The following is a 24196-nucleotide window of genomic DNA, read 5'->3' as shown; positions in this document are numbered from 1 at the left end:
ACCCATAATACTGTTTTCATCAGTGAGGTCATCTTTTGTTTTAAGGGATGAATAATTTACTCCCCCTTTAATGCCCAGTGTAAATTTGGGTAATTGTGCCATTGCTGTCATGCCTGCGACCATAAAAAGTGATGCGGCGAGTATTAGCTTTTTCATATTCATAGCTTTTTTTAATTCGTAATTCGTAATTTTTAATTCGTAATTCTGTTATATGTACGAATTTGCTTGAAAATTGTCTTGATAAACTTTATTTTTGTCAAAAATTAGGCCATGGCAGAGATCAGTATCAGTAATTCAGATTGGGATCGTTTGAAATTAAAAGTAAAACGTAAATATAACAATCTTAGCGAAGATGATTTATCTTATCAGCAGGGTCAGGAAGATGAGCTAATTGCCAGGCTGATGAGCAGATTGAAACGCAATCGTGAATATGTCGTATTTACCCTGAAAAAGGGGATGTTACATCTCGATACCAATCGATTATAATATTATCCATTAATAGCTTATCAAAAAAACAGTTACATTTAAAATCTAAACCAAATATTCTTCTGGTGAAATTCCGATTTAGTTTCAAGATATACAATTTCATAATATCTAAAATCTATATCAAATGAAAAAATTCGTACTGTTTTTATGCGTTTCTTTTGCAACTTTCACACTAAGTGCGCAAACTCATTCACACATCCCCATTCCAGGCGTAGATGTAGTTGTGGAAAAGGTACCACCAGGAAATGACGTTGGCCGCAGCACGACCGACAAAAACGGAATGATATTCTTACGCAACCTGGAACAGGGCTATTACGAAGTGCGTGACAGAAAAAACTCTGTACGGGCCGGAATTCATCATCGGGGCGGAGCCGTTCGCTGGCAGTTGCTAAAAGTCAGGGATGCGCGGAAGCCGACTTGGGTTCTGGTTGATATCAACACAACAAAGACTCCGGTTGATGAGTAGAATCTACCACGACATTGATGTGAATGTTTCGAGTATTATTTAAATATGTAATCTTCATCAAAAAGTGTACTGATTTAGACAAAAATTAAGAAAAGTGTTTTTCGTTAAATTTTCACCCCTTAAATAAAAAAGGTAGGATTTTTGTATCTTTAATTATCATAATTCTAAGTATGAAGAATCCTGTCAATTCCGGTTCCGCAAGGTCAAAATTTAAAAGGGCATTATTACCTGGAGTAGTAATCATTTCAATTTTTTCATTTTCTTTCGTAGAAGATCTTTTTCAGGTGTCCAAGAATCTGGACATATTTGCTGCTGTTTATAAACAATTGAGCATTAATTATGTGGATGATGTCAATTCGTCTGAGATGATGAAAAATGGCATCGATGCCATGCTGGAAGAACTGGATCCTTATACAGAGTATATTCCAGAATCAGATATTGAAGACTATAAATTAAAATATGTCAGTACCCAATATGGGGGGATCGGCGCTACGATTTCGAACAGGGCAGGAAAAGTTATAGTAGCAGAGCCATACGCGGGATTTCCGGCAGAAAAAGCTGATATCCGCGCCGGAGATGAATTTCTTGAAATAAATGGTGTTTCCCTGAAAGGAAAGACCAACGAGCAGGTAAGTTCTATGCTTAAGGGTTCAAAAGGTACTGCCGTTAAGCTCCTTATTCAGCGCCCCGGAATGCCAAAGTCTATGGAATTGAATCTGATCCGGGAAGAAATCAGACAGAATAATGTGCCGTATTATGGCATGCTTCCAAATAATGTTGGTTATATCAAACTCGATAAATTTCTTGAAAATTCAGCTCAGGAGGTAAAAGATGCCTTAGCAGAGCTCAAGAAAAATAATATCAACGGGCTGGTTCTGGATCTTCGCTACAACGGTGGTGGTATCCTGCAGGAAGCCGTTAAAATTGTAAATCTCTTTGTCGATAAAGGAGTTACAGTGGTAATTCAAAAGGGAAGGAATCGGGAAAAATCAATCACTTACAATACTTTCAGTACACCGCTTGAACCTAATTTGCCTCTTGTTGTGCTGTTAAATAATCGTTCAGCATCAGCATCAGAGATTGTTGCCGGATCATTACAGGATCTCGACAGAGCTGTTGTTATTGGACAACGTAGTTTTGGTAAGGGCCTGGTACAGCAAACATTTAACCTGCCATACAATAGCCTTGTAAAAGTAACTGTTGCCAAATATTATACCCCATCAGGCCGATGCATTCAGGCTCTTGATTATACCCACCGGGATACGGATGGTATAGTTGTGAAGGTTGCTGATTCCCTCATTACCGAGTATAAGACTAAATCGGGAAGATCAGTGTACGATGGTAGCGGGATATTTCCGGACGTTTTTGTAAAACCCCTAAGGTATAGCCTCATCACCCAAACTCTGGCCTCAAGGTATCATATCTTTGATTTTGCAACACAATACCGTATCCTGAAAACCAGTATTACGGATGCCAAAAACTTCAGGTTAAGTGATGCTGAATACAATGATTTTATCGCTTTTCTTTCTAAGCGAGACTATAATTATGATACCAGAGTAGAAAAATTATTAAATGAATTAAAGGATGAGGCAGAGAAAGAGAACAAAATTGGAGACCTGAAACCTGAATTCGAAGCGCTCAAAGCAAAAGTATCTCACAGTAAGAAGAATGATTTGCTGCAGTTTAAGGATGAGATCAGAAAGGTGCTTGAGAGCGAAATTGTATCAAGATATTATTTTGAAAAAGGCAGGCTCGAACAAAATTTCAAGTATGATAATGAGCTGAGCGAAGCTCAGAAGGTTTTATCTGATAAATCAGTTCTGGCTTCTATCCTCAATGGTGAAGGAACCTATAAATCTATAGGAAAGCCGGGAGAGGATTACTCTGCTAACGTAAAGTAGTTATCTTTTACCAGTTACCAGTTACCAGTTACCAGTTACCTGTTACCTGTTATCAGTTACCGGTTGCCAGATAACAGACAAGTGATAACAGACAACTGAAATACTACTGCTTGAAAGTCAGTCCCATATTATAAAGCATAAAGGCCCATTTATCAGCCTGCTCTTCAATAATTTTAGCTGTTGGTTTTCCAGCTCCATGCCCTGCGTTGGTTTCTATTCGGATTAATGCCGGACTTTCTCCTTTGTGATACTCCTGTAATCTTGCTGCGAATTTAAAGGAATGTGCCGGAACAACACGGTCATCATGATCTGCTGTTGTGATCAATGTGGCAGGATAGGAGATGCCGGGTTTTAAAGCATGATAAGGAGAGTATTTTAAAAGGTATTCAAACATTTCCTTTGAATCCTCTGCTGTTCCATAATCGTATGCCCATCCTGCCCCGGCAGTAAATTTATTATACCTTAGCATATCCAGTACTCCTACAGCCGGAAGGGCAACTTTAAAAAGTTCAGGACGCTGGCTCATCATTGCACCTACAAGGAGCCCGCCGTTTGATCCACCGGAAACTGCCAGAAAATCTTTTGAAGTATACTTATTACTGATCAGGTATTCAGCAGCCGCTATGAAATCGTCAAACACATTCTGTTTGTTCATTTTAGTGCCGGCAATATGCCATTTTTCTCCATATTCCCCCCCGCCCCGAAGGTTAGGGACAGCATAAATCCCGCCCTGTTCAAGTAATATTATATTCGAAGTGCTGAATGCAGGTGTCAGACTGACACTGAATCCTCCATAGCCGTAAAGTACAGTTGGATTCTTCCCATTTAGTTCAATTCCCTTTTTATGAGTGATAATCATGGGGATTTTAGTTCCATCCTTTGAAGTATAGAAAACTTGTTTTGATATGAAATTTGAGGGGTCAAATTTCACTCCTGATTTTTTGTATTCAATAGACTGCCCGTTTGCGATAATGTATTTGAAGATTGTTGGTGGATAGATATATGATGTGAAGGTATAATACAACTCTTTCTCGGTTTTTTTCGCAGTAAATCCGCTTGCTGATCCAACACCAGGGAGAGTAACTGTACGTTCAAGATTACCATCCATGTCATATTGCATAAGCAGTGAAGTAGCATCTTTCAGGTAATTGGCAAATAGTTTTCCTCCAGCAGTACTGATACTAAGTACATTATCGGTTTCAGGTATCAGATCTTTCCAATTTCCAGGACCAGGATTGGATGCATCAACAGTGACCACTTTATAATTTGGCGCATTCAGATTGGTGAAAATATATAGCTTGCTGCCCTGATTGTCGATAATATTATGATCGCCTTTAAAATCGTTTACAACATTAACGATCGGGCTTCCGGCTTGTGAAAGGTCCTGAAAATATAATTCATTTCCCGTGGTTGATTCAGCAGCAGTAATAACCAGAAATCGCTCATCTTCTGTCAGGCTTGCACCGATGTATCTCCGGGGCTTTTGTTCCCCACCAAAGATGAGTTTATCTTCTTTTTGCGGACTGCCAGTACTATGAAAGTATAATTTATGGATCTGAGTTAAACCTGAAAGCTGGCTTCCTTCTTTAGGTTTGTCATAACTGCTGTAATAGAAACCTTCATTCCCTTTCCAGGCAAGACCTGAAAATTTGACATCAATCAGGGTATCTCCGATTATTGTATGGTCATTAGTGTTGAGAATAATTACTTTTCTCCAGTCTGAACCCCCTTCCGAAATCTGGTAGGCCGCCATACTTCCATCTTTAGTGAATTCTATTCCGGCGAGCGAAGTAGAAGCATCTTTGGAGAATGTGTTTGGATCCAGAAATACTTCTGGCTTAGCCCTGCCCTTCTGTCTGTAAAGAACATACTGGTTTTGAAGTCCATCGTTTTTATAGAAATAAGTATAGTCACCCTCTTTAAAAGGGGCGGTAAATTTTTCATAATTCCAGAGTGTTTCAAGGCGGGTTTTTATTGTTGGTCTGAAAGGAATCCGGTTCAGATAATTCTGTGTAACCAAATTTTCTGCATTTACCCATGCTTTGGTTTCTGCCGAACGATCGTCTTCGAGCCATCTATAGGGATCTTTTATGGTGTTTCCAAAATAGGTATCTGCAATTTCGATTTTATTAGTTTTAGGATAGGACATTTTTTTGTTATTGGGGCTTGTATGCTGTGCAATTCCACAAAGGGGATCAATCAGCAGTGCGGCTGCTATGATAAAATGTTGAACAGACTTCATGATAATTGGTTAATTTGAACTCAAAAATACGAGATGCTGAGTAATATATGGTCAATTACCTGTCATTACTGTCCGGTTAAATTGAGTAATAGGCAGAATATCGCCCCTCAATTGTTTTCGACCAAATCAATGAAAGCAGAATTTCAGAGCATAAAAATTATGTACTTTTGAAATCATGTCAGCAAGCAAAATATATTTCGCGTCCGACTTTCATTTTGGAGTTCCCGATCATTCTTTGAGTCGTGAACGTGAAGATCTTGTCGTTAGCTGGCTGGAAGAGATCCGGACAGAAGCTGCTGAGATCTATCTGATTGGTGATATTTTTGATTTCTGGTTTGAATATGCAGCAGTGATTCCTAAAGGATTTATCCGTTTTCAGGGGAAACTAGCTGAACTCGCTGATTCAGGGATTAAGATTACCTTATTTAAGGGTAATCATGATATGTGGATGTTCGATTATTTTGTCAAAGAACTGGGGATTCAGATTATTTCTGATGAACTCGTTCTGGAACGAAACGGGATGAAATTTTATTTGCATCATGGTGACGGACTTGGTCCGGGTGATACTAAATACAAAATCCTCAAAAAGATTTTCAGAAGTGGGTTTTGTCAGTGGCTTTTTGCACGTATTCACCCAAATCTGGGAGTCGGAATTGCGCGAAAGTGGTCTATGCAAAGCCGGCTTCAGAATAATAAGAAGGAAGAGTTTACTGATATCGATAAGGAGTGGCTTGTTTCTTATTCCAAAGAGTTATTGCTTAAGGAGCAATATGATTTCCTGATATTTGGGCACAGGCATTTACCGCTGGATATTCAACTTGGGAATAGTCGTTATATCAACCTGGGTGAATGGATCAACTTCAATTCTTATGCAGTGTTTGATGGTGAGAGTTTGGAGCTTCGCTACTTTAAAAAACGCGAAGACTAAAATCTTGAAGCAAATCGCTTAATATCCTTCTGCTAAATTTCTAAAAAAGCCGTATTTTTGTATTCTTATTGAAAAAGGATTTTTGATTGGGCTTTCAATAAGTTTTTCAAAGGACAGGATGTTACAAAAACTAGAATACATAAAAGAGCGCTGGCAGGAAGTTGAGCGTGAGCTTAGCAATCCGGCAACGATGGGCGATATGAAGCGCTTTGCTCAGCTCAATAAGGAGTATAAAGATCTGACAAAGATTGTTGATGAGTATAAGATTTACAGCAATGTGATCAGCAATATCGAGTCGAATAAGGAGCTTCTTTCGAATGAGAAGGATGATGAGATGCGTGAAATGGCTAAGATGGAGCTTGATGAGCTCATTCCTCAACAGGAGCAGCTTGAAGAGAAGATTCGTGTGATGCTTATCCCTAAAGATCCTGAAGACAGTAAGAACGCTATTGTCGAGATACGTGGAGGAACAGGAGGCGATGAGGCTGCTCTTTTCGCCGGAGACTTATATCGTATGTACACCCGCTATTGTGAGCGTAAGGGCTGGCGTATGGAGGTTGTAGATGTAACAGAGGGGACAGCAGGTGGTTATAAGGAAGTTGTTTTCAATGTAAGTGGTGAAGATGCCTACGGGCAATTGAAATATGAATCAGGTGTTCATCGTGTGCAGCGTGTCCCTGACACCGAAACCGCGGGTCGTGTACACACTTCAGCGGCTTCGGTGGTAGTTTTGCCTGAAGCGGATGAGTTTGATGTGCAAATCAGCATGAATGATGTACGTAAGGATTTATTCTGTTCTTCCGGGCCGGGTGGGCAATCGGTAAATACAACTTATTCTGCGGTTCGCTTAACGCACATTCCAACCGGAATTGTTGCACAGTGTCAGGATCAGAAATCGCAGTTAAAGAACTTTGATAAGGCATTTGCGGTTTTAAGGAGCAGGGTATACGAGCTGGAGCATGCAAAGATGCTGGAAGAAACCTCTAAGAAACGTAAAACAATGGTTGCAACCGGCGACCGTTCGGCTAAGATCCGTACCTATAATTACCCACAGGGAAGGGTTACAGAGCATCGGATTGGCTTAACAATTTATAATCTTCCGAATGTGATGAATGGAGATATTCAGGAAATAATTGATCAGTTACAGCTGGCAGAGAATGCTGAAAAGATGAAAGAGGGCTCAGTTGCCTGATGATTTTCTGCTTAAAAAAAGCTTACAATCACTTCGTTTTTATTGTTATTACTTGAATATTAGCAGTTTAGCCAGCAATTGAAAATTAAGCTTTTTATTATTTGCACTATATAGGTTATTGCCGTATATTTGCCTCACTTTTAAGAAAAACGGTTTCCGCGAATCTAAAAAGGATGATTCCGTAGCTCAGCTGGTAGAGCATTACACTTTTAATGTAGTGGTCCTGGGTTCGAATCCCAGCGGGATCACAAAGTACGTGCGTAGCACGAGTAAAGCAATTTCTCTGGGATGAGAAGTTTACCCTGATGAAAATCAGGGAATCCCAGCGGGATCACAAAGTAATGTGCCTAGCACAAAAATAATTGTATCTTTCCTGTGCTGACAGGAAATAGCCCTGAAAGCAAGGTATAATGAAAGATAAAACGGACCGGTAGTTCAGCTGGTTAGAATGCCGCCCTGTCACGGCGGAGGTCGCGGGTTCGAGTCCCGTCCGGTCCGCAAATAAGCCCCCCAAACGTAAAGTTATGGGGGTTTTTTGTTTTTCTGCAGTCGGGAATCCCTCAATTTACACAATGAACAACCCCAATGCCTAAAATTCCAGCACGATTTCGTCCAAAATATATCCGTCAGGATTTCATAACAATTTGCTGTTATTGATTTAACATTCATGTAATAAGTGTTTTACACATTTGTGTAGAAAATCTGAAAGAATTGAATCTAATCCACTCATTCCTGTCTGATCTTATTTTTAACATCCTTTTTATTCGCTTTTCTAAAATCGCTTCCATTTTTAGACATTAGAATGAAGAAAGGTAAAAGACAGATAGACATTATTGTGATTTCGGATGTACACCTCGGTACATATGGCTGCAGGGCTAAGGAACTTTTACATTACCTGAAATCAGTTAAGCCTAAAATTGTTGTTCTGAATGGTGATATTATTGATATCTGGCAGTTCAGCAAGAGCTATTGGCCTAAATCACACATGAAAGTGATCAAGCACCTGATGAATTGGTTAAGTAAGGGTGTGAAAGTCTATTATGTAACCGGGAATCATGATGAGATGCTGAGGAAGTTTGAAGGCTTTAAAATGGGATCATTTCAGATCGTAAATAAACTTGTTCTCGACCTGGATAACAACGAAAAGGCCTGGATCTTTCATGGTGATGTTTTTGATGTAACCATGCAGCATTCTAAATGGCTGGCGAAACTTGGTGCCGTTGGCTATGATTCTTTAATTGTGATTAATAGTTGTGCGAACTGGGTTTCAGAGAGAGTATTTAATAAGGGAAAACTTTCATTTTCAAAAAAGCTGAAAAACAGTGTGAAAGGTGCGGTTAAGTTTATCAATTGTTTTGAAGAAACAGCAGCAGATATTGGAATATGTAATAAATACCACTATGTGGTTTGCGGCCATATTCATCATCCTGAAATGCGTATGATCGAACAGGAGAACGGAAAAATTATGTATTTGAATTCAGGCGACTGGATTGAAAATCTTACAGCACTTGAGTATCATAATGGAAACTGGACCTTATTTCGTTTTGATGATTCTGAAAGAGTTGCCATGCTAAATTTGCCGGAAGAGGACACAGATGATATGAACATCAGACAATTGTTCAATCAAATGCTCACTGAGTTCAAGCTAAAATCATCATGAAAATTCTTTATGCAATTCAAGGCACTGGAAACGGACATGTGACCCGCGCAAGAGAGATTGTGCCATTGCTTAAGAAGGATCATGACACTGACATTCTGATTAGTGGGATCCAGGCAGATGTTGAACTGCCATTTGAAGTTCAATATCGTTTTCATGGCCTAAGTTTCATTTTTGGGAAGAAGGGCAATGTTGATATTGTTGAAACCTATAGAAAATCGCGTTTGAAGCGTTTGATGAGGGATATAAACTCACTTCCTGTTGATGGATATGATCTGGTAATCAGCGATTTTGAACCTGTTTCATCCTGGGCCTGTTATTTTGCTGCGAAACCATGTATTTCAGTCAGCCATCAGGCAGCTGTATTAAACAAAAATGCCCCCAAATCTCGAAATTTTGATCCGATAGGGAAAGCGATCCTGCGCTCCTATGCACCTTCCAGCAGCCAGTATGGTTTTCATTTTAAATCATATGATATTAATATATTTACTCCGGTTATTCGGTCTGAGGTTAGGATAAAGGAGTCAGTGAACTTAGGACACTATACTGTTTACCTGCCAGCTTATGATGATGCAAGAATCATAAAGATTCTGTCTTTGATTGAGGATGTTGAATGGCAGGTGTTTTCCAAACATAATAAACTGTCAATCCGAAAGGGAAATGTTTGGATAAGACCAATAAACAATGATGAGTTTATCGACAGTATGTCGAAGGCAACAGGTGTTTTTTGTGGTGCAGGATTTGAAACTCCTGCCGAGGCTATGTTTCTAAAAAAGAAACTGATGGTAATACCCATGAAGGGGCAGTACGAACAGCAATGCAATGCCGCCGCTTTAGAAGAAATGGGAGTCCCGGTAATTAATAGTTTAAAAAAAAAGCATTTGCAAAAAATTAAGGATTGGGTTTTATCTGGAGAAATAATACCTGTAAATTACCCGGATATAACTGAGAATGTTTTGATGGATATTATTGCTATTGAAGCAAAGGCAAGGATTGACAAAATGACATTGATGGGCAAGCAATCTGACTTTCAAATATCTGAGAAAACTAATTTCCTGAAAAAACTAAATAAGATAGCAACAGGTAAGTTCTGATGGTTAAAAGGGCAGATTTTGACAAAGATTTTGTTTGGGGTGTTGCCGCTTCTGCTTTTCAAACAGAGGGTGCAGCTGAAGCTGATGGGAAGGGATTATCTATTTGGGATGAATTTTCACGCAAAAAAGGCAAAATCTATAAGGGTCATTCGGCCGGTATTAGCTGCGATTTTTACAATCAATATACCCCTGATTTAGCCTTGATGAAATCAATGCATATCAATAATTTCCGGTTTTCATTTTCTTGGTCCAGAATTTTTCCAAACGGAGCAGGCAAGGTGAATGAAAAAGGGGTAGACTTTTACGACCGCGTAATTGACCTATGTTTGGAATTAGGGATTAAACCCTGGGTAACCTTATATCACTGGGATCTTCCATTAGCCCTGCAACAGAAAATGGGATGGGTGAACAGGGATATCGTCGACTATTTTTCCGACTATGTTGTATTTTGCATCAAACACTTTGGAGATCGGGTTAAGCACTGGATGATCTTAAATGAACCTATGGTTTATACCGGTGCAGGTTATTTTTTAGGTATTCACGCACCCGGAAAAAGGGGAGTGGATAATTTTATTCCAGCTATACACCATTCTGCTTTATCGCAGGCAAGGGGTATCAGGATTGCACAGAGCCTGCGAAATGATCTTGAGGTCGGAACAACCTTTTCCTGTTCTGCCATACATCCTCATACAGCAAGCGTAAAGGATCTGAATGCTGCCAAAAGGGTTAATGCTTTAGTTAATAGACTATTTGTAGAACCTTTAAATGGAATGGGCTACCCGATGCAGGATTTGCCGTTTTTAAGAAAGATTGAAAAGTACATGCAACAGGGTGATGAAATTGCCTTACATGCAGAACCAGATTTCATAGGCATTCAAAATTATACAAGGGAGGTTGTAAAACATTCCTATTTCACACCATATATAAATTCATCCCTGGTTAATGCAAAAAACAGGGTGGACGAAGTAACCGAAATGGACTGGGAGATCTATCCGCAGGCCATGCATGAGATGCTTCATCAATTTTCAAAATACAATTTCAAAAAGTTATATGTAACAGAAAATGGTGCTGCTTTCCCTGATACTGTCGAGAATGGAAATGTGAATGACCCCAAAAGAATAAGTTATCTGCAAGCTAACATTGCTGAAATTTTGAAAGCAAAAAAAGAGGGTGTAAATGTGGAAGGATATTTTGTATGGAGTTTTACAGATAATTTTGAATGGGCAGAGGGATATCGCCCCCGGTTCGGTTTAGTACATGTAGATTATGAAACCCAGAAGCGAATTGTAAAAGCATCCGGACATTGGTATAGTAATTTCTTGGCCGATTTGTAATAATGTGTTTGTATTCGCATATTGAATCTACCATTCAGACAAAAGCAATTCTAATTTAAGATCTTAAATTTTTTAAAAAGCTTTTTCCCCGGGTACAAATTGCTTAGTTTTTCTCGATCTACTTTTCATGTTAGTTCCTGATTAATTAATAGTTAACGGGAGTTCGAAATAAAATCTTGCCGAAGTACTGTTTAAATTGAATGATTTTCAAATTTTTTTTGAAAGCAAGGTCTGTTTCTCTTCGGTCCTTAATTGCGCGCGGAACAGCAGCTATTTCAACTGGCACATGGTCCTTTTGCGGGGCTACCCGTCCCAATGAAAAACAGCATCGGGTAATATAAACCTTGCCGGAGGAGGTAGCTTCCGGTTATTGATAACTTTATATAGAACGGGATTTCCTGCCGGAACTACTCCCGGAGGAAAGGGCTGAACTAGCCTCTAACACACAGGTATTGCTTTCCAAAATCATATTATTGTAGCGCCAGAGCCTTTATCTGAATAATTACAGGTATATCTTTTAACCTTCTTTAAATCGAACTCATTTAATTAGGTTTTTAATTTCATATTATTTTATCTACTTTAATTTAATGTTTTGAAATCAACCCTAATATTAAACCTTTAAAAATTAAATTGTTATGAGTCAAACTATTAATGCAAACCGCCTGTTTCTTGCGAGCTGTTTTGCACTGATTACTACGGCCTTTTCGTTTAGTATTCGGGCGGGAATCTTAAACCAGCTTGGAACTGAACTGAATTTAGATCCGGTACAATTAGGGCACATTAATCAAATGTGGTTTCTGGGCTTCCCGATATCCATGATTCTGGGAGGTATTTTTTACTCCAGTATTGGCCCAAAATTGATTATGCAAATTGCACTATTAGCCCATGCAATTGGTATAATTTTAACAATTTATGCAACCGGGTATGACACATTATTAATTTCTACACTTTTAATTGGATTAGGTAATGGCTGTACTGAAGCAGCTTGTAATCCGATGATCGCTGATTCTTATTCCGGCTTGAATTTCAGCAAAAAAATGAATCGTTTTCATATGTGGTTCCCGGGAGGGATAGTTTTAGGAGCATTGATTTCTAAATTCATGACGGATGCTAATATGAGCTGGCAATCTCAGATTTGGGTAATTCTGATCCCAACCATCATTTATGCGGTTTTATTCTTTGGTCAGAATTTCCCAAAACCCAGAATCAGCGAAAATTCAACTTTGGATAATTTTAAAGCAATGTTAAATCCATTGTACCTCTTTATGGCTGCATGTATGGCATTAACCGCAATATCTGAATTTGGTCCTCAGCAATGGGTTGGGCCTATCCTGGCAAAGGCAGGGGCAAGCCCCATGCTAATTTTAGCGCTTGTAACCGGTTTAATGGCAGTAGGGAGATATTTTGCAGGATCATTGATCAAACAATTAAATACGGTTGGGGTCTTATTAGGTTCTGCTGTTTTTGGTGTAATCGGTATTTATATGATGAGTACGATGGATGGTCCAATGCTTTACGTAGCTGCCGTATTTTATGCTCTTGGAATATGTTACTTCTGGCCAAATATGATCGGCTTTATTGCAGAAAATATGCCTCAGACCGGTGCCCTTGGACTTTCAATAATGGGTGGTATCGGAATGTTTTCTTCCTCCATGTTTCAACCCATCATCGGAGGATGGATTCAGAATAATAAAATTGTTGCAGTATCTCAAGGCCTGGCCGGAGATGCAGCAGATTTAGCTGCGGGTCAGGCAACATTATCCAACATGATGATTTTCCCGGCAATTTTGATTGTCGCATTTCTTGGTCTTTATTTCTATATGAAGAAACAAAAAGACCTGAATCCCGTAGTGTGATCTTATTGAAGAGGGGGCATTGCCCCCTCTTTTGTTTTAAGCACTTTCTTTGAATGGTTTGAATATGGTACCTAAACCATTTCTGCATCATAAATAACAACCTTATTCCATAGACTGCTGTAATTCTTTACGAAATCCAGGTGTATTGGATCAGTTTGATAGCTGGCCTCTGCGGCAATATCATCAAAGAATAATAGCAATGATACGCCCCAACTGGTATCAATTATGTCTCTTTTTTCAGTCCCGGCTACAATGCCTACATGTATTTGGCGGACGGTCTTAATTTTTTTAAGGGTATTTACCCCCTCAATTAGTTTTTGGCGGTCTTCCGGATTTTTAAGCCAGAAATATACCTGATGTGCAATTTTTCCCTTCTTTGTTTTCATAGATAATGTTTCGGCCATTGTTGTACTTCCCGCGGTAAGAATTACCGCCGTGCTAATGAATTTTCTTCTGCTGGATTTGTTGTTCATAATAGAAGTTTAGAAATATTTATAAAAAATTAGTATTTTTTCTTTGTTTTAATTTATTTTTTAATGGCACTGGTATCCATTTCCCAATCATCTGTTCTGAATAAATTAACAGGTAATCCTTCCTTGTTAAACAAATTAGGAATTGCTGTGTTATTAAAGGCAAACCGAACTGCCGCGGGGTGCTTTATATTTTTATTGTAAACGATAATAGAACTGCCCTCAATTCTTGCCTGCGCAGGTACAAAGATTTTATCCTCTGCCGCAATTTCAAAACTAGTGATCTGATCACCTTTGGAGAGCAAGCCATTTGATGCATTTGCAAATTGAACTATAATTTTATCCTTATCAACAATATGGCTACTATAAACCGGGCTTTCACAGCTAATGTCGCTGTAAGCATAGGTTTTGTTCAGGGCCATATCCGATAAGCGTTTCGCAACTTCTTTCTTTGGAGTAGGATGTATGTTCGTGGTGTCGGGAATTAAATCAGTTATGACTACCATACCTGTATTTGGGTGTTTTGCAGCCCTGGTTTGGGTTTCCCGGAGCAATGCACCAACATTTTTAAAACCGTAGGTGTACGGTGCGATCTGTACATAAAAGAATGGGAAATTTTTATTCCACTGCTGACGCCACGCATCAATCATTCCTGTGAATAATTTCTCATAGGCATAATAAGTTCTGACATTACTTTCGCCCTGATACCAGATTGCACCTGCAATGGAGTAATTTGTTAATGGAAAGATCATCGCATTATAAGCTAATGCAGTTTGATGAGGCCATCCGGGTTGCGATTTCAATTCAGCAGCACCCTTTTTAATAATATTGTTATTATTAACTACATATTCCGGGGTCCAGGTTTCGGCGGGAGTACCTCCCCAATTTGAATTTATTAAACCTACAGGGATATTCATTTTCTCATTCAGGTTTTTACCGAAAAAATAACCAATTGCGCTGAATTTTATCATTTCCTCAGGCGAACAAACCACCCATTTTCCATCCAGATTATCCTGAGGAAATGCAGAAGTCGATTTACTTACATAAAACAATCTGATTTTATTATTCCGGGCATTTGGGGCTTCCTCCAGGCTTTGTGGTAATTTTTGTGTGCCCGACCATTCCATATTGCTTTGCCCACCACAGACCCATACTTCTCCAATTAAGACATCTTCAAGTTCTATGGTATTATTTCCCTGGAGTGTAATGGAATAAGGTCCGCCTGCTTCAGGGGTTTTGATTTCCGTTAACCATTTGGCATCATTGCTGGCCTGAGTTTGGTAAGCAGTATTATCCCAGCTTGTTTTAATCGTTATTTTTTCACCCGGTGCAGCCCATCCCCATAGTTTTACACTTGATTTTTGTTGCAAAACCATATGAGATCCGATAATATTTGGTAATCGGATATTTGCCAGAAGAGATAGCGAAGTAAAACAAATCAATACCAATAATTGAATTCGTTTTGTCATAAATGAGGTATGAATCATAGCGTTTGATTTTTCTGGAATCTTGTTTTGTAATTAAATATAATCGTTTTCGCCGATTGTAAAATTTGATTTTGTACTTTAAGACTAATTTGTGATTGTGTTATACAAAATTGGTCGAATATGAAGATTGAATTAGGTAAGTTCATAATATTATTGTTTTTGTTTGGTATTACTCCGCCAGCGGTTTTTTCACAGAAAATTAAGCATGTCATATTAATTGGCTCTGATGGATTTGGGGCTTATGCCTTTGAAAATGCAAAGGTGCCTAACCTCAGGGCCATGATGAGGGAAGGTTCATGGAGCTTAGAGGCGAGAACTGTGCTGCCTTCTTCAAGTGCTGCAAACTGGGCATCGATGGTGATGGGTGCGGGGCCTGAGCTACATGGTTATACTACCTGGGGCAGTAAAAAGCCTGATATGCCTGCCAGGGTGCTGGATGAGTATGGAATGTTCCCCAGTTTATATGCACTCTTGCGTAAAGAAAAACCAGACAGTGAGATTGGTGTAATCTATGAATGGGATGGCATAGGCTTTCTCTTTCCCAAAGCAGCAGTCAATCATGACCAGAATGCAGATGGAGATATAGCCATTGCCAATGCTGCATCAAAGTATATTAAAGAAAAAAAGCCCAATTTTCTATTTGTTCATCTCCATGATGTCGATAGTGTCGGACATAAGGTTGGACATGGTACCCCTGAATATTATGCAGCTATTGAACGAACCGATACCCATATTGGAACTATTTTAAAAAGTATAAAAGAGGCGGGAATAGAAAAAAACACGGTGGTACTGTTTACTGCAGATCATGGAGGAGTGAATAAAGGGCACGGCCTGATCTCTATGCTTGAAATGCAGATTCCATGGATCATCAGAGGCCCCGGGATTCAAAGAAATAATAAATTATCAGAAAGCATTATGACATTCGATACTGCGGCAACTATTGCCAATCTTTTGAAACTGAAGACACCACAGGTTTGGATCGGAAGGCCTGTTAAAGGGGTTTTGAATAAATAGCTCATTGTTTTAATAAAATAACAGAGAGTAAAAAGCTGAGCTAAGACCCTGTAAAAATATTCGATTCAAATTTGATTAATTGAAATATTCATATATTAGGTTTACAAATGTTTGAAAGGATTGAATTATCACGCTAAATCGGATAGCGAATTACTAGCCTTACTGAGGTTAGGAAATGAGGAGGCTTTTTCAGAGATCTATAACAGATACTGGAAGAGGTTGCTTTCAATTGCCTATAATATTAGCAAGGATAAATCTGTTTCTCAGGAGATTGTGCAGGATATTTTTATCGGGATATGGTCCAGAAGATTAGATCTTGATATTGCATGTCTGAATAGTTATCTCGCCAGTTCCGTTAGATTGTCCATGTTTAAGTTTATCTATAGACAAAAGAGAAGATTGGAGATTGAATCTTCTAATTGCCTGGAAGAGTCCTCTACGCTGAGTGAAGAACTGATTGATGCCAGATTTACACAAGATTACATCAACAAGCTTATTGAAAAGCTTCCTGAAAAGTGCAAACTGGTTTTCAGGTTCAGTAGAAATGCCGGCCTTAGTATTTCAGAGATCTCAATGGAATTAGGAATTTCTGAAAAAACGGTTGAAGGTCATTTAACAAAAGGATTAAAGGCTCTGAGACTCAGCCTGAAGAATTCACTTAACCTATTCTAGGTTTATCAATATCAGTTCCTCAAAATATTTTTGATATGAGCAAGGGTATACAGGTACATTGTGGTACTCTATAATTAATATGCCTAAATTTTAAGCTATGCACAAGGAGGAAATCCAGGAACTAGTCGAAAAATACCTGCATGATAATGCCTCCAAAGAGGAAGAGGAAAGATTACTGCAATGGTATTGGAGAGAAAGTAGTCTTGAAGCTGAATGGGAATTAAATAATAGCCAATCAGAAAATGAATTGAAGTCGATGATTTATGCCAAAATAATTAAGCATGATGAAATTGAAAGTGACAAGCTTTTTAAATTTAAAAGCAATTTTAGCAAATTAGGTGTTCCTCTAATGTTTCTGGCAATCTTCATTTTGGGTTCTTATTTTTATACAAAAGAGAATCAAAAGGGAAGTACCGATAAAATTCAGGTTAATGTGAAAGCGAATGATATTCTGCCCGGGGGAAGCAAAGCAATTCTCACATTGGCGGATGGAAGGAAGATCGAACTGGATGAATCCGAAAATGGGATATTGGTTAATCAGGGAGGGATAAAAGTGCAGAAGAATTCGGATGGTATCATTGAATATACATTTTCAAAACAAGAAAAAAATAAGAATATCGGTTCGGATGAAGCAGATCCTGTTTACAATACCATTGAGACTCCAGTTGGGGGTAAATATCAATTGAATCTTGCCGACGGCAGTAAAGTCTGGTTGAATTCTTCATCTTCTATACGATTCCCAATCTTTTTCTCTGAAAATAATCGCGAGGTTGAATTAAAAGGTGAAGCTTATTTTGAAGTATCAAAAGATTATAATAGAAAGTTTTCAGTCCGTTCCGGAATTCAAACTGTGGAGGTACTTGGAACTCAATTTAACATCAATGCTTACTCCGATGAGAAGTCAATTAAAACAACCTTATTTGAGGGTGAGATCCGAGTAATTGATTTAAAAACTAATGATTCCAAGCTTCTAAAGCCAGGTGAGCAATCAAATGTTGATCAGAGTATTCAGGTCAGGAGAATTGATACCCAGACTGAAATAGCTTGGAAAGAGGGTTATTTCCATTTTAAAAAGGCAGATATAGAGACTGTTATGCGACAGCTTGGACGGTGGTATGGCGTAACAGCAAGATATGAGGGTAATTTACCGGAACACCACTTTTCAGGCGCTATTTCAAATAGTTTGACTCTTTTGGAAGTATTAGAGATTCTTGAAAAAAGTGATATCCATTTTAGTTTAGAAGGAAAGGAGGTTGTTGTTATGCCTTAATTTCTTACCTAAAATAAGGCTAAACAAAAAACCAGAAGCGTTGGCCCGCTCCTGGTCAAAGTTTGGACTTCAAATAATTTAATTGCTTCAATTTCTGATCACCAAACCAATCAAATTTATGAATTTATTTTCTAAAAATGAAGGCTATGTGGGTTTTAACCATAGTTTAGACTCAAAGCCAGAGATAAAGAGTGGAATTCAATTCTTAACATATGCTAGTTCACAATGGGTTATTTTCAATAAAATACTCCGTGTTATGAAACTGACATTCATACTTCTTGTTGTTTTAATCTTAAACGCAAGTGCCGAAGGATTTTCTCAAAAGATTACCTACAGCGGTGAAAATGTCTCCCTTGAAACTGTATTTACGGTAATAAAAAAGCAAACTGGTTATGGCTTCTTTTTTCAGGAGGAATTATTCGCTTTAGCGAAGCCGGTTACAATTAATGCTTCAAATGAAGATCTTTCAAAGGTTTTGATCAATGTTTTTAAGGATCAGCCTCTTGATTTTAGTATTAAGAATAAAACAATACTGGTTTCTAAAAAGACTATTCCTATCACTGACCTGAGACAATTACAGAATTTTTCTGCTGCTCCCGAAGAAGTTAATTTGCAAAAGGATATAGTTGTCAGGGGTCTTGTTTCTGATTCCAGAGGCGAGACACTTCCTGGTGTAAGTATCAAGCTCAAGGGTACAAATATCGGTGCAACCACAGATCTGGATGGAAAATTTTCGATCACCATTCCAGATGGAAGTGGTGTTCTCGTGTTTTCTTTTATTGGTTTTACAACACAGGAAGTTGCTGTAAATCAACGGACATCAATAAATGTAAAACTCGAAACAGCCAATACTGCCCTGAATGAGGTTGTTGTTACTGCATTAGGTATTAAAAGACAATCGAAAAGTTTAGGTTATGCAACAACTAATGTCTCTGCAGAAGAGCTGACTGTTAACCGGACAACCAATTTCATGAATGCACTTCAGGGAAAAGTTGCCGGAGTAAATATTACGCCTATGGGATCTGGCCCTGCCGGAACAAGTAAAATCAGAATCAGGGGGCAGTCTTCATTTGGTGGTAATAATTCACCATTGATTGTAGTAAATGGTGTCCCGATAGATAATACCAATTATGCTGCAAGAGGAGATGTATCCCAAAGAGGAAGTAACCGTACTTCGGATGGAGGTGATGGTTTAGGGAGTATCAATCCTGATGATATAGAAAGCATGACGGTTTTGAAAGGTGCAGCTGCTTCAGCATTATATGGTTCAAGAGCTAAGGATGGTGTAATTATGATTACAACAAAAAATAAAGGATCTGATGGGGTTACACTAACTTATAATTCAAATTATACAACTGATGATCCTTTGGATTATACCGACTATCAGAGCGAATATGGTCAGGGAGAGAATGGGGTAAGACCAACAACCGCTTTTCCTACTTCGGGTGTTTGGAGCTTTGGAGAGAAGTTTCAACCGGGCATGACGCATACCCTTTTTAATAATATAATAGTACCTTATGAGTACCAAGGTAGTGTTATCGACAAATATTATAGAACAGGAAGTAATCTGTCAAATACAATCAGCTTAGCCTCTGGTGGTGCAAATGGTGGATTAAACCTCTCGGTTTCAAACCTTAAAAACAACACAATCCTACCAAATTCAGGTTATGACCGGAATACAATAAACTTAGGATTTACTCAAAATTTAGGTAAAAAATTAACAGTAACAGGTAATATAAACTACTCTAAGGAGTATCGTAAGAATCCGCCTAACATTGCCGAGCAGGATTTTAGCCCGGTTACTATATTCACCCTGGCTACTTCTATGCCTTTATCCATATTGGAACAATATGCTGAAGATGCTAATGGGAATGAAAATGTATGGTCCAGATTTACCAACAGGACGAATCCATATTTTGCGCTGAAACGTTTTGATAACATTAATAATGACCGTGTTTTCGGCAATGTTACTGCAAAATACAATATCAATGATTGGTTATTCGTACAAGGTAGAATTGGACAGGATTTCTATTCCAGGGAACAGGATTACAATCTGCCAACAGGTACCCAAAGACAGGCAGCCGCTCCGGCAGGTTTCGTGAATGGACAGTTCGTCCAGGACGCCCGTTCAGTCAGGGAGTTGAACGCTGATTTCTTAGTTGGTGCAAATAAAACCTTTGGCGATTTTGGTGCAAGTCTGAATGTTGGTGGAAATCAAATGAATCGGAAGATTAGCCGGCATAATGTTTTTGTGCAGGACTTTTATACACGGGATCTCTATACAATTGGCAATAGTCGCCAGAGAGATGCAATTTATGATTATTCAGAGCGCGAGGTAAATTCATTTTATGGTTCGGCTGAACTTTCTTACAAGGACTTTTTGTTCCTAAATGGTACATTACGTAACGATTGGTTTTCAACCCTTTCGCCGGCTAACAGGAGTATCTTATATCCATCAGTCACAGGTAGTTTTGTATTCTCCCAAGCACTTGGTTCATCTTTGCCCAAATGGTTAAACTTTGGTAAAATCAGGGCCGCTTACGCCGAGGTAGGTAGTGATACTGATATTAGCCCGTATGCCAATAATTTATTTTATGGAATAGGTGCACAGCAGTTTCCTTCTCCAAGCGGTGCAGCTCAACCTTTAGGAAGCATAAGCGGATCTACAGTTCCCAATGCAGATCTGCGCCCAATGAGGGTTTCTGAAAAGGAATTTGGTTTGGAATTGAAAGTATTGGACAATCTGATAGGTTTAGATTTCACGTATTACAATAAGCTATCATCAGATCAGATATTAAGAGCACAAACTTCCAATGCAGGTGGTTATTTAAACCAGTTGATCAATGTTGGACAAAGCAGGAATCAGGGGGTGGAAATGTTGCTTACTGTTAATCCAATCAGGACTCAAAGTGTTTACTGGAATCTTGCTTTCAATACTTCCTACAATAAAACAGAAGTATTGAATCTGGGAAGTGGTGTTAGTGATAATATGATCACTGTGGGTACTGCTGATTTTACCGGAGAGCTTCGCCAGGTAGTTGGTCAGGCGATGGGACAGTTATTTGGCTTTGGGTATTTAAGAGATGCACAAGGCAGACAAGTATTTGATGCCGGAAATGGTCGCCCGCTCCGTACTCCAACTCAAATTTCCTTTGGATCGGCAATACCGGTTTGGGTTGGTGGCCTCTCCAATAGTTTATCAGTAAAAGGCGTGGAGATGTCTTTCCTTGTCGACTTCAAATTAGGGCATAAACTAATTTCGGGAACCAATCATAATGCATGGCGCCATGGCTTACACAAAGCAACTTTAGTTGGACGTGCGGATAACTTAGTTCTTGGTGAAGGTGTTAATCCGAATGGCCAGGTAAATGCAACCAAATCAGGTCTTCAGGCATATTATGAAACAGTACGTTCCCAAAATATTGCAGAACAATTTGTCTATAATGCCGGACTCTGGCAATTGCGTCAAATTACGCTTGGCTATGATTTTACACGTTTTATACCTTCCAGACTTTCATTTATCAAGGGATTGCGTTTGAATGGTGTTGCTAACAATGTTTGGGCAATAAAGAAATGGGTTGATAACATTCACCCTGAACAATCCGGTTTGCCATCCGACAATTTGGTTGGATTGGAAGCAACCGGGCTGCCTATTACGAGAAGTATAGGATTCAATCTGAACGTTAAGTTCTAATAAATCCAAACATTCAACACGAGAATATTTTAGATAAATTGAATACTAAAAAATATTAAGATGAAAAATAAACTAAGAATTTCAGCTATTTTTCTGGTCCTTTTCGGACTGCTGAGCTGTGATAAAGGTTTTGATGAAATGAACGTCAACCCCATTGCCTTAACCTCAGTAGAGCCTTCTTATCAATTAAATTCAGCCATAATTAATACTGCACCCGGATATGGAAATCTGAGTTATGAGACTACAATAGTAAAGCAAATGATCACACCTTTTAGTGGTCAGGGTTCAGCAGCTAACTTTAATCAGGATAACCGTGGTGTTGCTGCAGGAAATTGGAATAATCTTTATCAAACTAATGTTAAAGAATTAACTGATGTAATTGCAAAAACCAAAGATCTCCCGGCTCGTTCCAACCTGTATAATATGGCCCGAATATGGAAAGCATACACATTTATGCTTTTGACTGATACCTATGGAGATGTTCCTTACAATCAGGCTGGTAAAAATTACCTGGAGGGTATTTCAACTCCGGCCTATGATTCTCAGGAATCAATTTATACATCTATTTTAACTGAGCTGGAAACTGCCTCCGCAGGATTGGATGCTGCCAAAACAAGGGTTACAACCGATGTATTATACGATGGAGATATAACTAAATGGAAAAGATTTGGATACTCTTTACTGCTACGTGCCGGTATGCGTTTATCAAAAATAAATCCCACCAAAGCCGCAGAAGCTGTAGGAAAGGCAGTTACCGGTGGTCTGATGCAATCAAACGCCGACAACGCGATCATCAGACATAATGCATCTTTTGCAAACCCGGTTGGTTCACAATTAAACGGAGGGCAGTCTGCATTCTTTTATCTTGCCGAAGATTTTGTAACTCATCTTAAAAATGCGAATGATCCACGTTTAGCAGCAATTGCTGTGCGTTATGTCGGTGCTGCAAGTGGCGCCCAGCAGGTTGAATCAAGGGCTAACAGAACCCCGGCTGTTCAGATTGGGGCGCCTCTGGGTTATGATAATACCACCATTACCACAGCAGTCAAAGCAAGCAATTTGGCAAGTTTATGGGATTACAGTCAGCTCGACCGTACCCGGATGGCCGGATTGAATGCTCCCAGCTTCCTGGTTACATACGCACAAACCCAATTGTTATTGGCTGAAGCATCGTTCAGGAATTGGACAACAGGTACTATGGGAACTTTTTATAGCAATGGAATTCGCGCTCATATGCAGCAATTTGCAAGTTATGGAGCAAGTTCAGCCATTACAGATGCAGCAATTAACACATTTGTGTCTGCAAATCCAATTGCAGCCGGAAAGGAGTTGGAACAAATTAACACGCAATATTGGGTGGCAAATTTTCTGATTGGACCAGAAGCATGGGCTAATTTCAGAAGAAGTGGTTTCCCAAATCTGACACCGAATCCTTATCCCGGTAAGGATCTTAAGACAGAACCATTTATCCGGAGATTGACTTATACTGACGCTGAACTGAATGTAAATAAAACGAATGTACAGGCAGCAATTGCAAGGCAGGGTGCTGATATTATGGATACCCGCATCTGGTGGGATAAAAAGTAGTTATATTTCATTTACTTACCAGAGAACAACGACACTAAATTTTAAATACAAACAGCACTGTCAGATTTAACATGAAAAACTTAAAACAGAGATTATTAAACGGGGAAACCCTGAATGGTTGTTGGTTAAATCTAGGCAGTGCTGTCACTGCCGAAATAGTTGGGCTATCCGGTTTTGATTGGGTTTTGATTGATCTGGAACATGGTGCAGGCTCTGAAAGTACTACACTATCACAGATACAGGCTTTGGAACATACTTCTGCCGGAGTGATAGTTCGTGCCGAAAGTACTGAGCCACAACGAATTCACCGGGTTCTGGATATGGGTGCTGAAGGGGTGATGTGCCCAAAGGTTCGGAATGCTGAAGAGGCTTTGAAGGTTGTTAAGGGTCTGCATTATCCACCTTTTGGAAACAGAGGGGTTGCAAAAATGGTTCGGGCTACCCAATTCGGATTGAATTTTAATGACTATTACCAGAAGTCCAAAGATCAGATTCTTGGGGTGGTACAAATTGAAACCAGGGAAGTATTAAATCATCTGGATGAAGTAGCAGCCATTGAAGGAGTGGATGTCCTATTTATCGGGCCCGCAGATCTGACTATGGAATTAGGCATTTTCGGACAATTTGATCATCCAGATTTTCTGGATGCAGTTCAAAGAATAATTGGAGCCGCAAAAAAGGCTAATAAAGCCGTAGGAATACTTTTCTTCAATCCCGATGATTATCAAAAATACCATAAAATGGGAATCCGATTCCTGGCTTGTGGTGCCGACGCAACTTTCGTAGCTGACGGTGCACGTAATATGGCCAATAAACTAGCAGATTTTAGAAAACCACAAATTTAAT

General features: G+C 39.1%; 18 protein-coding genes and 2 tRNA genes. 17 read left to right on the top strand and 3 right to left on the bottom strand.

Features of this window, described 5'->3' with window-relative positions:
- Window positions 1–270 precede the first annotated feature (270 nt).
- The 3 genes from Q8S11_RS01165 (at window position 271) to Q8S11_RS01155 (ending at window position 2853) form a co-directional block, all read left to right on the top strand.
- Complete coding sequence (locus Q8S11_RS01165) at window positions 271–486, top strand: hypothetical protein (RefSeq protein ID WP_305660241.1); 216 nt, start codon at window positions 271–273, stop codon at window positions 484–486.
- A 124-nt stretch (window positions 487–610) separates the two neighbouring features.
- Window positions 611–952, top strand: a complete 342-nt coding sequence (locus Q8S11_RS01160) for a hypothetical protein (RefSeq protein WP_305660240.1) — start codon at window positions 611–613, stop codon at window positions 950–952.
- Window positions 953–1122: 170 nt separating this feature from the next.
- Entirely contained in the window at window positions 1123–2853 is a 1731-nt protein-coding gene (locus Q8S11_RS01155) for a S41 family peptidase (RefSeq protein WP_305660239.1), read from the top strand.
- Window positions 2854–2956: 103 nt separating this feature from the next.
- Here the strand turns inward: Q8S11_RS01155 and Q8S11_RS01150 are convergent, their stop codons facing one another.
- A complete protein-coding gene (locus tag Q8S11_RS01150) occupies window positions 2957–5095 on the bottom strand; it encodes a prolyl oligopeptidase family protein (RefSeq protein WP_371135113.1) in 2139 nt (712 codons plus the stop codon).
- Between the two features lie 175 nt (window positions 5096–5270).
- On the opposite strand from Q8S11_RS01150, the gene Q8S11_RS01145 reads away from it, so the two are divergent.
- From Q8S11_RS01145 to Q8S11_RS01110, 8 genes are all read left to right on the top strand, one after another.
- Complete coding sequence (locus Q8S11_RS01145; protein WP_305660238.1) at window positions 5271–6023, top strand: UDP-2,3-diacylglucosamine diphosphatase; 753 nt, start codon at window positions 5271–5273, stop codon at window positions 6021–6023.
- A 118-nt stretch (window positions 6024–6141) separates the two neighbouring features.
- A complete protein-coding gene (gene prfA, locus Q8S11_RS01140; protein ID WP_305660237.1) occupies window positions 6142–7215 on the top strand; it encodes a peptide chain release factor 1 in 1074 nt (357 codons plus the stop codon).
- 175 nt (window positions 7216–7390) lie between these two features.
- Window positions 7391–7463 (top strand) — tRNA-Lys (locus Q8S11_RS01135).
- A gap of 176 nt (window positions 7464–7639) precedes the next feature.
- A tRNA-Asp gene (locus tag Q8S11_RS01130) sits at window positions 7640–7713 on the top strand.
- Window positions 7714–8017: 304 nt separating this feature from the next.
- The gene (locus tag Q8S11_RS01125) at window positions 8018–8875 is read left to right on the top strand and encodes a UDP-2,3-diacylglucosamine diphosphatase (protein WP_305660236.1); all 858 of its coding nucleotides are present in this window, start codon (window positions 8018–8020) and stop codon (window positions 8873–8875) included.
- Entirely contained in the window at window positions 8872–9966 is a 1095-nt protein-coding gene (locus Q8S11_RS01120; RefSeq protein WP_305660235.1) for a glycosyltransferase family protein, read from the top strand. Before Q8S11_RS01125 ends, Q8S11_RS01120 begins: the two co-directional genes overlap by 4 nt.
- On the top strand, window positions 9966–11300 hold the full coding sequence (locus tag Q8S11_RS01115; RefSeq protein WP_305660234.1) for a GH1 family beta-glucosidase: 1335 nt from the start codon (window positions 9966–9968) through the stop codon (window positions 11298–11300). Before Q8S11_RS01120 ends, Q8S11_RS01115 begins: the two co-directional genes overlap by 1 nt.
- A gap of 635 nt (window positions 11301–11935) precedes the next feature.
- Complete coding sequence (locus Q8S11_RS01110) at window positions 11936–13156, top strand: sugar MFS transporter (RefSeq protein ID WP_305660233.1); 1221 nt, start codon at window positions 11936–11938, stop codon at window positions 13154–13156.
- A 71-nt stretch (window positions 13157–13227) separates the two neighbouring features.
- On the opposite strand, the gene Q8S11_RS01105 is transcribed toward Q8S11_RS01110, so the two are convergent.
- Window positions 13228–13629 (bottom strand): Dabb family protein, encoded by a 402-nt coding sequence (locus Q8S11_RS01105; RefSeq protein ID WP_305660232.1) that lies wholly within the window; start codon window positions 13627–13629, stop codon window positions 13228–13230.
- 53 nt (window positions 13630–13682) lie between these two features.
- The gene (locus tag Q8S11_RS01100) at window positions 13683–15095 is read right to left on the bottom strand and encodes a sialate O-acetylesterase (protein ID WP_305660231.1); all 1413 of its coding nucleotides are present in this window, start codon (window positions 15093–15095) and stop codon (window positions 13683–13685) included.
- Window positions 15096–15233: 138 nt separating this feature from the next.
- On the opposite strand from Q8S11_RS01100, the gene Q8S11_RS01095 reads away from it, so the two are divergent.
- From Q8S11_RS01095 to Q8S11_RS01070, 6 genes are all read left to right on the top strand, one after another.
- Window positions 15234–16127 carry an alkaline phosphatase gene (locus Q8S11_RS01095; protein WP_305660230.1) on the top strand — a complete coding sequence of 298 codons (894 nt, stop codon included), beginning with the start codon at window positions 15234–15236 and terminating at the stop codon, window positions 16125–16127.
- Between the two features lie 120 nt (window positions 16128–16247).
- Window positions 16248–16799 (top strand): RNA polymerase sigma-70 factor, encoded by a 552-nt coding sequence (locus Q8S11_RS01090; RefSeq protein ID WP_305660229.1) that lies wholly within the window; start codon window positions 16248–16250, stop codon window positions 16797–16799.
- Window positions 16800–16896: 97 nt separating this feature from the next.
- Entirely contained in the window at window positions 16897–18069 is a 1173-nt protein-coding gene (locus Q8S11_RS01085) for a FecR family protein (RefSeq protein ID WP_305660228.1), read from the top strand.
- A gap of 256 nt (window positions 18070–18325) precedes the next feature.
- Window positions 18326–21763 (top strand): SusC/RagA family TonB-linked outer membrane protein, encoded by a 3438-nt coding sequence (locus Q8S11_RS01080; RefSeq protein ID WP_305660227.1) that lies wholly within the window; start codon window positions 18326–18328, stop codon window positions 21761–21763.
- A 60-nt stretch (window positions 21764–21823) separates the two neighbouring features.
- Complete coding sequence (locus Q8S11_RS01075; RefSeq protein ID WP_305660226.1) at window positions 21824–23350, top strand: SusD/RagB family nutrient-binding outer membrane lipoprotein; 1527 nt, start codon at window positions 21824–21826, stop codon at window positions 23348–23350.
- A 71-nt stretch (window positions 23351–23421) separates the two neighbouring features.
- Window positions 23422–24195 (top strand): HpcH/HpaI aldolase/citrate lyase family protein, encoded by a 774-nt coding sequence (locus tag Q8S11_RS01070; RefSeq protein WP_305660225.1) that lies wholly within the window; start codon window positions 23422–23424, stop codon window positions 24193–24195.
- Window position 24196: the final 1 nt, after the last annotated feature.

It is taken from the genome of Daejeonella sp. (genome assembly GCF_030695525.1).
Classification (GTDB): Bacteria; Bacteroidota; Bacteroidia; order Sphingobacteriales; family Sphingobacteriaceae; genus Daejeonella.
This window is presented reverse-complemented; position numbering and strand designations above follow the sequence as displayed.